A 12,237-nucleotide genomic window follows, 5' to 3' on the forward strand; every position below is an offset into this window, starting at 1 on the left:
AAGAAGATCCAGGCCTCCAGCGTCGCACGGCCGCCGGGCGCTACAGCGAACGCCGCATGGACCGGTGCGCGATCCCCGCGTCCGGGAACTCCGGCCCGTACGCCACGTACCCCAGCCGCTCGTAGAAACCCAGCGCCTGTGTCTGCGCGTGCAGGTCCACGGCCGTGAGCCCACGCGCGCGTGCCGCCTCCTCGACGGCCCGCACCAGCGCCGCCCCGACGCCCAGCCCGCGCGCCTCGCGCAGTACGGCGAGCCGCCCGAGCGAGCCCACCGCCGGGTCGCCGTCGGTCCTGGCCGCGGCCGCCTCGCCGGACAGCAGCCGTCCGGTCCCGAGCGGCAGCCCGTCCGCCCGGATCGCCAGCACGTGCACGGCACCGGCGTCGTGGGCGTCGTACTCCAGGTCCTCGGGGACGCCCTGCTCGCCGACGAAGACCTCCTTGCGCACCGCGAAGCACGCCTCCCGGTCGGCCGGGTCCTCGGCGACGCGCAGCGTGTACGCGCGCGGGCCGCTCACCCGTATGTCTCCTCACGCACCTGGTCGAGGGCCTGCTGCAGGTCCTCGGGGTAGCCGCTGGCGAACTCCGCCCACTGCCCGTCCCCGGGGTGCTCGAAGCCCAGCCGGACGGCGTGCAGCCACTGCCGGGTCAGGCCCAGCCGCTTGGCGAGCGTCGGGTCGGCGCCGTAGGTGAGGTCGCCGACGCAGGGGTGGCGGTGGGCGGCCATGTGGACGCGGATCTGGTGCGTGCGGCCCGTCTCCAGCTTGACGTCCAGCAGGGAGGCCGCGCGGAAGGCCTCGATGAGGTCGTAGTGCGTGACGGACGGCTTGCCCTCGGCCGTGACCGCCCACTTGTAGTCGTGCTGGGGGTGGCGGCCGATGGGCGCGTCGATCGTGCCGCTCGTCGGGTCCGGGTGGCCCTGGACGAGGGTCTGGTAGCGCTTGTCGACCGTGCGCTCCTTGAACTGGCGCTTCAGCGACGTGTACGCCCGCTCCGACTTGGCGACCACCATCAGGCCGGACGTGCCGACGTCGAGGCGGTGCACGATGCCCTGGCGCTCGGCGGCACCGGAGGTGGAGATGCGGTACCCGGCGGCGGCGAGCCCGCCGATGACGGTCGGCCCGCTCCAGCCGGGCGACGGGTGCGCGGCCACGCCGACCGGCTTGCCGATCACGACCACGTCGTCGTCGTCGTGCACGATCTCCATGCCCTCGACCGGCTCGGCGACGATCTGCACCGGCGCGGGCGCCTGCGGCATCTCGACCTCCAGCCAGGCCCCGCCGATCACCCGCTCGGATTTGCCGACCACCGAGCCGTCGACCGTGACCTTCCCCGCCGCGGCGAGCTCAGCGGCCTTGGTGCGGGAGAAGCCGAACATGCGGGAGATGGCGGCGTCGACGCGCTCGCCCTCCAGGCCGTCCGGCACGGGCAGGGTACGGATCTCGGGAATCGTGCTCACCCGTCGAGTATGCAGGACAGCGCCGACACCACCGTACGAAGCCTGTGGACAACCGTCCGCGGACCCTGTGGAAAAGGTCGGCCCCGGTGGTCGGTCCAGATGGTCGGTCCAGGTGGAAAGGGTCAGTCCTTGTGGACGGTCCCGTCCGGGTCCAGCCCCTTGAAGGACAGCAGCACGATCAGGATGCCGCCGCAGACGATCGCCGAGTCGGCGAGGTTGAAGACCGCGAAGTGCTTGGGCGCGATGAAGTCCACGACCGCGCCCTCGAAGACGCCCGGCGCGCGGAAGATCCGGTCGGTGAGGTTGCCCAGCGCGCCGCCCAGCAGCAGGCCCAGCGCGATCGCCCAGGGCAGGCTGTACAGCTTGCGGGCGAGCCGGGCGATCACCACGATCACGGCCGAGGCGATCACCGTGAAGATGATCGTGAAGGCCTCGCCGAAGCCGAAGGCCGCGCCCGCGTTGCGGATGGCCTCGAACTTCAGCCAGTCCCCGACGATCTCGATCGGCGCGTGGTGCTCCAGCTTGGCGACCACGATCATCTTGCTGACCAGGTCGAGCGCGTACGCGAACATGGCCACGGCGAAGAGCACGGCGATACGGCGCTTGCCCCTGGGCCGTGCCGCCCCGTTCACCCCGGCGCTCTCCTGCCCGCCCGGTCCGGACGACTGCTCCGGCTCGGATCCCGCCCCTGGGATGTCCGGCGTACCGATGACGCGCTCCGCCTCTGCCACGTGAGTCCCTCAACCTAGGTACCTGACTGAGGACGAGGGTACGGCACACCCCCCGGCGGCCAGGCGATCAGTACCGGCGCTCCTGTTTCTGCTTGCACTCGACGCACAGCGTGGCCCGCGGGAAGGCCTGCATCCGGGCCTTGCCGATGGCGTTGCCGCAGTTCTCGCACAGGCCGTAGGTACCGGCGTCCAGCCGTTCCAGGGCGTGCTCGGTCTGGATCAGCATCTCGCGCGCGTTGGCGGCCAGCGCCAGTTCGTGTTCGCGCGTGATGTTCTTCGTCCCGGTGTCGGCCTGGTCGTCGCCGGCGCCGTCCCCCGAGTCCCGCATCAGCCCCGCCAGGGCCGTCTCGGACGTCGCGAGCTCCGTCCGCAGCCGCTCCTGCTCGGACTGCAGCTCCGCGCGGGCGTCCTCGACCTCCTCCGGCGTCCACGGCTCCTCGCCGGGGCGCACCGCGAGCTCGCCCGGCTCCGCCGCGGCGAGGCGTGCCTTGGGGACGGCGGTCTTCGCCGCCGTGGCCGTACCCGGAGTCTTCTTCGCAACCACTGTCGTGGCTCCCGTCTGCTCCGCGGCCGAGGCCGCGCCCACCTTCTTGGCCGTGCTCTTCCTGCCCGCACCCGTCGCGGCCACGCCCTTGGCGCCGCCGGTCTTCTTGGCGGCCGCTTTCTTGGCGGTGACCTTCTTGGCAGCGGTCTTCCCCGCCACCGACTCCTTGACCACCGCCTTCTTCGCCACCGGCTTCCTGGCAGCCGGTTTCTTGGTCGCCGGTTTCCTGGCCGCCGCCTTCTTCGTCCCCCCGGCGGCAGCCGACGGCACCGTTTCCGCACCCTTGACGGGCTGGGCGGTCTTCTTCGCCACCATGGCCGCGGCCCCTTCACATATTGTGATCTTGCACGCGAATCGTGCTGGGACGATAAATCGACCTGGAGCCCGCGGCAACGGGGCGCACCGCCCGATTCGCCCGCCTCGCGCACGCCTCGCGGCAAGCCTGCATGCGTTGTGCCCAGCTCCCCGCCCGGTAATCCGCCGAGCGAGGCGTCCCGGAATACGATCCCGCATACCGCCACATTCAGCCACCATTCGGGGCATGCCGGACCCGTCTGCCCGTCGCGCCCGACGGCCCCGAAAACCGGTCGGCCGCTGTCGGTGGGGAGCCGTACACTGGGCGGAGCGAAAAGCGTGGATGGGGACGAGTAGCGGCGTACGCAGCCCAGAGCGACCCGGGGACGGTGGAAGCCCGGGGGCGAGCGCGACGCGAAGATCACCCCGGAGCCGCCGGAAGAAGACCCGCAGCGGGTCGGTAGAACCGGCATCGCGACCCCAATGAGGGGGCTCACCGGAGCGCAGAGCGCACCGGAGGGCCAAGGAGGGTGGTACCGCGGGAGCGCGCCGCACACGGCGTCCGCAGCAGCTACTGAGTAGCGGCTCAGGCTCTCGTCCCTCCGGACGGAAGGCAGAAAGTCCGCCGGAGGAAGCTCGCTGATGACAACGCCGACGTACCGCCAGGTGCCCGCCCAGGTCGACCTGCCCGCCCTCGAGCACGCGGTGCTCGACTTCTGGCGCGAGCAGAAGATCTTCGCCAGGAGCCTGGAGCAGTCCGAGGGCCGCCCCGAGTGGGTGTTCTACGAGGGCCCGCCCACCGCCAACGGCATGCCCGGCGCCCACCACATCGAGGCACGCGTCTTCAAGGACGTCTTCCCCCGCTTCCGCACCATGCGCGGCTACCACGTGGCCCGCAAGGCCGGCTGGGACTGCCACGGCCTCCCGGTCGAGCTGGCGGTGGAGAAGGAGCTCGGCTTCGCCGGCAAGCAGGACATCGAGGCGTACGGCATCGCCGAGTTCAACGCCAGGTGCCGCGAGTCCGTGACCCGGCACACCGACGCCTTCAGCGAACTGACGACCCGCATGGGCTACTGGGTCGACCTCGACGACGCCTACCGGACCATGGACCCGGAGTACGTCGAGTCGGTCTGGTGGTCGCTCAAGGAGATCTTCGGCAAGGGCCTGCTGACCCAGGACCACCGCGTCGCCCCCTGGTGCCCCCGCTGCGGCACCGGCCTCTCCGACCACGAGCTGGCCCAGGGCTACGAGACGGTCGTCGACCCCTCCGTGTACGTCCGTTTCCCCCTCACCTCCGGTCCCCTCGCCGGCGAAGCCGCGCTCCTCGTCTGGACGACGACGCCCTGGACGCTGGTCTCCAACACGGCCATCGCCGCGCACCCCGACGTCACCTACGTCGTCGCGACCGACGGCGAGGAGAAGCTCGTCGTCGCCGAGCCGCTGCTCGCCAAGGCGCTCGGCGAGGGCTGGGAGACCACCGGCCAGTCCTTCACCGGCGCCGAGATGGAGCGCTGGTCGTATCAACGTCCGTTCGAGCTGGTCGAGTTCCCGGCGGGCGTGGAAACCCACTACGTGGTGAACGCCGAGTACGTCACGACCGAGGACGGCACGGGTCTGGTCCACCAGTCCCCCGCCTTCGGCGAGGACGACCTCAAGGTGTGCCGCGCCTACGGCCTGCCGGTGGTGAACCCGGTCCGCCCCGACGGCACCTTCGAGGAGTCCGTCCCCATGGTCGGCGGCGTCTTCTTCAAGAAGGCGGACGAAAAGCTCACCGAGGACCTCCAGCAGCGCGGCCTCCTCTTCAAGCACATCCCGTACGAGCACAGCTACCCGCACTGCTGGCGCTGCCACACCGCGCTCCTCTACTACGCGCAGCCGTCCTGGTACATCCGCACGACGGCCGTCAAGGACCGCCTCCTCCAGGAGAACGAGAAGACCAACTGGTTCCCGGACACGGTCAAGCACGGCCGCTTCGGCGACTGGCTGAACAACAACATCGACTGGGCGCTGTCCCGCAGCCGCTACTGGGGCACCCCGCTGCCCATCTGGCGCTGCGAGGACGACCACCTCACGGTCGTCGGCTCCCGCGCGGAGCTCACCGGACTGACCGGCGCCGACCAGTCGGAGCTGGACCCGCACCGCCCGTACATCGACGCGGTCACCTTCGCCTGTCCCCAGGACGACTGCGGGCGGACGGCCACGCGCGTGCCGGAGGTCATCGACGCCTGGTACGACTCGGGTTCGATGCCGTTCGCGCAGTGGGGCTACCCGTACAAGAACAAGGACCTGTTCGAGTCCCGCTACCCGGCGCAGTTCATCTCCGAGGCCATCGACCAGACCCGCGGCTGGTTCTACACGCTGATGGCGGTCGGCACCCTGGTCTTCGACAAGTCCTCGTACGAGAACGTCGTCTGCCTGGGCCACATCCTCGCCGAGGACGGCCGCAAGATGTCCAAGCACCTGGGCAACACCCTGGAGCCGATCCCGCTCATGGACCGGCACGGCGCCGATGCCGTCCGCTGGTTCATGGCCGCCGGCGGCTCCCCGTGGGCGGCCCGCCGGGTGGGCCACGGCACCATCCAGGAGGTCGTCCGCAAGACGCTCCTGACGTACTGGAACACGGTCGCCTTCCAGGCCCTGTACGCCCGTACGTCCGGCTGGGCGCCCAGCGAGGCCGACCCGGCCCCCGCCGACCGGCCCGTCCTGGACCGCTGGCTGCTGTCGGAGCTGCACGCCCTCACCGACCAGGTGACCCAGGCCCTGGAGGCCTACGACACCCAGCGCGCCGGCAAGCTGCTCTCGGCGTTCGTCGACGACCTGTCCAACTGGTACGTCCGCCGCTCCCGCCGCCGCTTCTGGCAGGGCGACAAGGCCGCGCTGCGCACCCTGCACGAGGTCGTCGAGACGGTCACGAAGCTGATGGCCCCGCTGACCCCGTTCATCACCGAGCGGGTCTGGCAGGACCTCGTCGTACCCGTCACCCCGGACGCACCGGCGTCCGTCCACCTCTCCTCCTGGCCGGCGGCGGACCTCTCCGCGATCGACCCGGAGCTGTCGAAGCAGATGGTCCTGGTCCGCCGCCTGGTGGAGCTGGGCCGCGCCACGCGCGCGGAGTCGGGCGTCAAGACCCGCCAGCCGCTGCGCCGCGCCCTGATCGCGGTCACCGGCTTCGACGCCCTCTCCGCCGAACTGCACACGCAGATCACGGAGGAGCTGAACGTCGAGTCCCTGGCCTCCCTCTCCGAGGTCGGCGGGTCACTGGTCGACACCACCGCCAAGGCCAACTTCCGGGCCCTGGGCAAGCGGTTCGGCAAGCGCGTCCAGGACGTCGCCAAGGCCGTCGCCAACGCCGACGCGGCCGCGCTGTCCCTCGCCCTGCGCGAGGGCACGGCGTCCGTGGAGGTCGACGGCGAGACGGTCACGCTCGCCCCGGACGAGGTGATCATCACGGAGACCCCGCGCGAGGGCTGGTCGGTCGCCTCCGACTCCGGCGCCACGGTCGCCCTCGACCTGGAGATCACCGAGGAACTGCGCCGCGCGGGCCTGGCCCGGGACGCGATCCGCCTGATCCAGGAGGCCCGCAAGAACAGCGGCCTCGACGTCGCCGACCGCATCGCGCTGCGCTGGACCGCGACCGACCCGGCCACCGCCGACGCCCTGGACGGTCACGCCGGCCTGATCGCCGACGAGGTCCTCGCCACGGACTTCGCCCAGGGTGTGGCCGACGACACGTACGGCACGCCGTTCACCGACGAGGGCCTGACACTGACGTTCCGCCTGCGCAAGGCGTAGGGCGCAGGTCGTACCAGGTCGTACTACGAGGGCCCGGTTTCCCTTCGGGGGCCGGGCCCTCCCGTTCGTCCGGCAGGCGAACCCCGCCGTGATCGCTGTCAACACGCGTAAAAAGGGCGGGACCCCGGAGGAAAAATTCCGGGGTCCCGCCCTTTGAACGCTGCCGACGCCTAAGGCGTACTACTGGCCGTCAGTTGTCGTCCTCGTCGATCAGGAAGCCGCGCATCGGCGAGGGAGCCTGGCCCATCGGGGAGGGACCCTGCGGACGTACCGGCGCCATCGGCTGAGTCATCGCCGGGGACATCTGCTGCTGCTGTCCGCCGTAGGACGGAGCGGCCGGGCTCGGTGCGCCCATGCCCGGGTTGCCGCCGTAGGACGGGGCGCTCGCGCCGGCCGGAGCCATCGAAGGCGCCGGGGACGGCGGCAGGGAGGCAGCGGCCGGGGCACGCGGCGGAGCGAGGGAGTCGTCGGCCTGGGTCTCCAGCTGGCGCAGCTGGGACTCGAGGTAGGACTTCAGGCGCGTACGGTACTCGCGCTCGAAGCCACGCAGGTCCTCGACCTTGCGCTCCAGCGTCGCGCGGGCGGACTCCAGGGAGCCCATGGCGACGCGGTGCTTCTCCTGCGCGTCCCGCTCCAGGGCGTCGGCCTTGGCACGGGCGTCACGCTCGAGACCCTCGGCACGCGAACGCGCCTCGCCGACGATCTTGTTGGCCTCGGAACGGGCCTCGGCGATCGCCTGGTCGGCGGTCTGCTGGGCCAGCGAGAGGACACGGGCGGCGCTGTCGCCACCGGGGCCCTGACCGGGGCCGCCCATCGGACCACCCATGGGGCCGCCCATCGGGCCACCCATCTGCTGCTGCATGGGCTGGCCGCCCATCGGACCCTGGCCCATCGGACCCTGACCCATCGGGCCCTGGCCCATCGGACCTTGACCCATGGGGCCCTGACCCATCGGGCCGGGACCCTGCGGACCACCCTGGCCGCCGCCGGGACCGGCGGGCAACTGCGGGGCACCGCTCGGCAGCTGGGGCGGGCCACCCATGGGGCCGCCCATCTGCTGCTGCGGCGGGCCCGATATGCCGGCGGGCACCGGGCCGCCGGGGCCTCGCATGCCCTGCTGCGGCATTCCCTGCGGAGGCATTCCCTGCTGGGGCATGCCCTGCTGCTGCATACCGCCCTGCATACCGCCTTGCTGCATGCCACCCTGCTGTTGCATGCCGCCCTGCTGCATACCGCCTTGCTGCTGCATGCCACCTTGCTGCTGCATGCCGCCCTGCTGCTGGTCCTGCTCCGGAGGCTTGCGCATGTTCTGCTGGTTCTGGGCAGCAGCACGCGTCGCCGCGGCCAGTTTGGCGCGCAGGTCCTCGTTCTCCCGGAGCAGGCGGGTCAGTTCGGCTTCGACCTCGTCGAGGAAGGCATCGACCTCGTCCTCGTCATAGCCTTCTCGGAGGCGGACGGTCGTGAACTGCTTGTTCCGCACGTCCTCGGGGGTCAACGGCATCTCTTCACCTCAACGTAGTCGTCGGCATCGGCAAGACGGTAGTTCACATCGCTCACAGCTGGCTCACGATCGAGATCAGGATGTAGACGATGATCATCAGTACGAAGAAGGACAGATCGAGCGCCACGCCCCCGAGACGCAACGGCGGGATGACCCGCCGTAGGAGCTTGAGCGGTGGATCGGTGACAGTGTAGGTGGCCTCCAGAACGACCACCATCGCCTTGCCGGGCTGCCATGAGCGGGCGAACTGGAAGACGTAGTCCATGACCAACCGGAAGATGAGCACGATGAGGAAGACCATCAGCGCGATGTAGACAACATCCAGGACCACGCTCATGTTCGGTGCTTCCCTCTCCCCATGCTCTGTACCGCTTCGTACTTCTTTGTACTGCCGTATCCGGTCGTGCGTCTCAGCTCTGGTTGAAGAACCCGCCCTCTGCGATGCGGGCCTTGTCCTCCGCCGTGACATCGACGTTAGCAGGCGACAACAGGAACACCTTCTGCGTCACCCGCTCGATGCTTCCGTGAAGACCAAACACCAAACCGGCCGCAAAGTCGACAAGTCGCTTTGCGTCTGTGTCATCCATCTCAGTCAGATTCATGATCACCGGGGTGCCCTCACGGAAGTGTTCCCCGATGGTACGGGCCTCGTTGTAGGTCCGGGGGTGAAGTGTGGTGATCCGGTACGGCTCTCGTTCCGACACGACCTTGGGCATGATCACCGGTGCGTTCTTCTCCAGGGACTGACGTTCTTGTGTGATGGATGCCACGGGCGCGATGCGCGCCGGACGCCCGGATTCAGCGCCGAGCGAAGACGATCGGGCCACCGGCTCACGCGGAGCGGGCGGCTGCACGATTCGCATCTCTTCGTCTCTTTGGGACTGATGTGCACCGTGGGACTGGTGAGCCGGCTCGTGTCGCCGGTGGTCCCGCTCGGGCTCAGGGTCGAGCTCGGGTTCGAAGTCGTCGTCGGGGTCGAATCCCCGGCCGTCGTACCCATCGTCCTCCACGAGGCCGAGGTAGACCGCCATCTTGCGCATCGCGCCGGCCATTCTCTGAGTCCTCCGCTCTGTGGTGGATCGACTTTCGACTGCCAAGTCCCGCGATCCACGTGGCCCTTGTACCCGCCATCGGCGGTAATGACCATATTTTCTGCTGTGGTCCGACTTCCTGGCGACGTTACCCGAGCCTGGGGCGGACTCCGAGTACCGAGGTGCCGACGCGTACATGTGTCGCTCCGGCCGCCACGGCCTCCTCGAGGTCCGCACTCATCCCTGCGGACACCATGTTCGCAGCCGGATGGACTCGGCGCAGGTCAGTCGACAAATCCATCAACCGCCCGAACGCCGCCCGTTGGCGCCCCGCGTACTCCCCGGTCAGGGGTGCGACGGTCATCAGTCCGTCAAGCCGCAGCCCCGGGGAGCCGGCGACCAGAGCGGCCAACTCCTCGATGCCGCCGGGGGCCACGCCGCCCCGCTCACCCCGCTCGCTCAGCCCGGCGTCGAGGGCCACCTGGATCAGACAGCCCACCTCGCGCCCGGCGCGCACGGCCTCCTTCGACAGGGCCGTCACCAGCCTGGCCCGGTCGACCGACTGCACCACATCCGCGTAACCGACCACGGAGCGCACCTTGTTGGTCTGCAACTGGCCGACGAAGTGCCACTGGAGGGGCAGGTCGGCGCAGTCTGCCGCCTTGGGCGCCGCGTCCTGGTCCTTGTTCTCGGCGACCTGGCGCACACCGAGCTCCGACAGGATCCGCACATCGCTCGCCGGGTAGGTCTTGGTGACCACGACCAGGGTCACCTCGTCCCGCTTGCGGCCGGCGGCCGCACACGCGGCGGCGATGCGCTCCTCCACCTTCGCCAGGTTCGCGGCGAGTTCGTCCCTACGGTCGGTCATGCCCGTCAGCCCAGCCAGACATATCCCGCGAGTCGCCCCGTGGAGCGGTCGCGGCGGTACGAGAAGTGGTCCTTCGACTCGCGGGTGCACACCGGCGACGCCTCCCGGTCGGGCACCCCGAGCCGGTCGAGCTGCGCGTGCACCCCGGCGGTCACGTCGACCGCGGGAGTGCCCCAGCTCGTCTCGGCGTGCGCGGCCGGTTCGACGGCGGCGACCTCGGCGCGCATCTCCTCCGGCACCTCGTAGCACCGGCCGCACACGGCGGGTCCGGTGCGGGCGACGATCCGGGAGGGGTCGGCGCCGAGCGACTCCATCGCGTCGATCGCGGCGGGCACGATCCCCTTGACCATGCCGGGGCGCCCGGCGTGGGCCGCGGCGACGACGCCGGCGACCGGGTCGGCGAGCAGCACCGGCACGCAGTCGGCGGTCAGCACGGCGAGCGCGAGTCCGCGCGTCGCGGTCACCAGACCGTCGACCGGCGGGGTGGCCGCGGTGGTCCACGGGCCCTCGACCTCGGCGACGTCGTTGCCGTGCACCTGGTTCATCCAGACCACCCGGCCGGGGACGAGCCCCAGCGACCTGGCGGCCAGCTCACGGTTGGCGCGCACGGCCTCGGGGTCGTCGCCGACCGCTCCGCCGAGGTTGAGCTGCTCATACGGAGCGGCGCTCACCCCGCCCCACCGGTCGGTGAAGGCGAAGTGCGCGCCGCTCGCGCTCTCGCGCTGTCCTATCACTTCAGGAAGTCCGGCACGTCCAGCTCCTCGGCCGCGCTGTCCGAGTAGGTCCGCGACGGCGGGACCGGCGGGGAGACCGGGTGGTCGGCCACCGGCTCGGGGGCCGGCTCCGGGTCCTCCTTCGGGGTCACGCTGCCGAGCGAGCCGAAGGACGGGCGGCTCTCGTTCTGCCGTACCGGAGTGGGCTCGTCGCGGCGGGCCGAGGACGAGGACGAACCCATGACGGTCTCCCGGCGGGTCGGGGGCTGCCCCCCGTCGAAGCCGGCCGCGATGACGGTGACCCGGACCTCGTCGCCGAGCGCGTCGTCGATGACCGCGCCGAAGATGATGTTGGCCTCGGGGTGGGCGGCCTCGCTGACCAGTTGGGCGGCCTCGTTGATCTCGAACAGGCCGAGGTCGGAGCCGCCGGAGATGGAGAGCAGGACGCCCCGGGCGCCGTCGATGGAGGCCTCCAGGAGCGGCGAGGAGATCGCCATCTCGGCGGCGGCCACCGCGCGGTCGTCGCCGCGGGCCGAGCCGATGCCCATGAGGGCCGAACCGGCCTCGGACATGACCGACTTGACGTCGGCGAAGTCCAGGTTGATCAGACCGGGGGTGGTGATGAGATCGGTGATGCCCTGAACGCCGGAGAGCAGGACCTGGTCGGCCGACTTGAAGGCGTCGAGGACCGAGACCTGGCGGTCCGAGATGGACAGCAGCCGGTCGTTGGGGATGACGATGAGGGTGTCGACCTCTTCCCGGAGTTCGGCGATGCCGTCCTCCGCCTGGTTGGCGCGGCGCCGTCCCTCGAAGGTGAACGGGCGGGTGACCACGCCGATGGTGAGGGCGCCCAGGGAGCGGGCGATGTTGGCCACGACGGGCGCGCCGCCGGTGCCGGTGCCGCCTCCCTCGCCGGCCGTCACGAAGACCATGTCGGCCCCCTTGAGGACCTCCTCGATCTCCTCGCGGTGGTCCTCGGCGGCCTTGCGGCCGACGGCCGGGTTGGCGCCGGCGCCAAGGCCGCGGGTCAGTTCGCGGCCGACGTCGAGCTTGACGTCGGCGTCGCTCATCAACAGCGCCTGCGCGTCGGTGTTGATGGCGATGAACTCGACGCCCTTGAGACCGACCTCGATCATCCGGTTGATGGCATTGACACCACCGCCGCCGACACCGATGACTTTGATGACTGCGAGGTAGTTCTGCGGTGCTGCCACGTCGAAGGCCTCTCGCCTCGAGTTACGTGTCGTCGCCTCGCAGGTGATGCGATCCGACGACTGATGCCGAATGGGACGGTCCGTTTCCCGACCC

General features: G+C 70.5%; 11 protein-coding genes. 1 reads left to right on the forward strand and 10 read right to left on the reverse strand.

Annotated features, from left to right (window positions below; all coding sequences use genetic code 11):
• Window positions 1-40 precede the first annotated feature (40 nt).
• The 4 genes from OG352_RS11025 to OG352_RS11040 all read right to left on the reverse strand — a co-directional run bounded on the left by OG352_RS11025 (window position 41) and on the right by OG352_RS11040 (window position 3,045).
• Window positions 41-514 (reverse strand): GNAT family N-acetyltransferase, encoded by a 474-nt coding sequence (locus OG352_RS11025; protein ID WP_329216366.1) that lies wholly within the window; start codon window positions 512-514, stop codon window positions 41-43.
• The gene (locus OG352_RS11030; protein ID WP_329216368.1) at window positions 511-1,455 is read right to left on the reverse strand and encodes an RluA family pseudouridine synthase; all 945 of its coding nucleotides are present in this window, start codon (window positions 1,453-1,455) and stop codon (window positions 511-513) included. Before OG352_RS11030 ends, OG352_RS11025 begins: the two co-directional genes overlap by 4 nt.
• A gap of 122 nt (window positions 1,456-1,577) precedes the next feature.
• Window positions 1,578-2,186: a signal peptidase II gene (gene lspA, locus OG352_RS11035; RefSeq protein ID WP_329216369.1), complete on the reverse strand. Its 609-nt coding sequence runs from the start codon at window positions 2,184-2,186 to the stop codon at window positions 1,578-1,580.
• 67 nt (window positions 2,187-2,253) lie between these two features.
• Window positions 2,254-3,045 (reverse strand): TraR/DksA family transcriptional regulator, encoded by a 792-nt coding sequence (locus tag OG352_RS11040; protein WP_443072202.1) that lies wholly within the window; start codon window positions 3,043-3,045, stop codon window positions 2,254-2,256.
• A 621-nt stretch (window positions 3,046-3,666) separates the two neighbouring features.
• On the opposite strand from OG352_RS11040, the gene ileS reads away from it, so the two are divergent.
• A complete protein-coding gene (gene ileS, locus OG352_RS11045) occupies window positions 3,667-6,816 on the forward strand; it encodes an isoleucine--tRNA ligase (RefSeq protein ID WP_329216373.1) in 3,150 nt (1,049 codons plus the stop codon).
• Between the two features lie 190 nt (window positions 6,817-7,006).
• On the opposite strand, the gene OG352_RS11050 is transcribed toward ileS, so the two are convergent.
• The 6 genes from OG352_RS11050 to ftsZ all read right to left on the reverse strand — a co-directional run bounded on the left by OG352_RS11050 (window position 7,007) and on the right by ftsZ (window position 12,143).
• Window positions 7,007-8,317 carry a DivIVA domain-containing protein gene (locus tag OG352_RS11050; protein ID WP_329216375.1) on the reverse strand — a complete coding sequence of 437 codons (1,311 nt, stop codon included), beginning with the start codon at window positions 8,315-8,317 and terminating at the stop codon, window positions 7,007-7,009.
• Window positions 8,318-8,369: 52 nt separating this feature from the next.
• Window positions 8,370-8,654 carry a YggT family protein gene (locus OG352_RS11055; protein WP_329216377.1) on the reverse strand — a complete coding sequence of 95 codons (285 nt, stop codon included), beginning with the start codon at window positions 8,652-8,654 and terminating at the stop codon, window positions 8,370-8,372.
• Window positions 8,655-8,727: 73 nt separating this feature from the next.
• Window positions 8,728-9,369, reverse strand: a complete 642-nt coding sequence (locus OG352_RS11060) for a cell division protein SepF (protein ID WP_329216378.1) — start codon at window positions 9,367-9,369, stop codon at window positions 8,728-8,730.
• A 127-nt stretch (window positions 9,370-9,496) separates the two neighbouring features.
• Window positions 9,497-10,216, reverse strand: a complete 720-nt coding sequence (locus OG352_RS11065) for a YggS family pyridoxal phosphate-dependent enzyme (RefSeq protein ID WP_329216379.1) — start codon at window positions 10,214-10,216, stop codon at window positions 9,497-9,499.
• Between the two features lie 5 nt (window positions 10,217-10,221).
• A complete protein-coding gene (pgeF, locus tag OG352_RS11070) occupies window positions 10,222-10,950 on the reverse strand; it encodes a peptidoglycan editing factor PgeF (protein WP_329216380.1) in 729 nt (242 codons plus the stop codon).
• Window positions 10,947-12,143 (reverse strand): cell division protein FtsZ, encoded by a 1,197-nt coding sequence (ftsZ, locus tag OG352_RS11075; protein WP_329216382.1) that lies wholly within the window; start codon window positions 12,141-12,143, stop codon window positions 10,947-10,949. The genes pgeF and ftsZ overlap by 4 nt, the downstream gene beginning before the upstream one ends.
• Between the last annotated feature and the right edge of the window lie 94 nt (window positions 12,144-12,237).

Origin of the sequence: Streptomyces sp. NBC_01485 (assembly GCF_036227125.1) — a bacterium.
Lineage (GTDB): Bacteria > Actinomycetota > Actinomycetes > Streptomycetales > Streptomycetaceae > Streptomyces.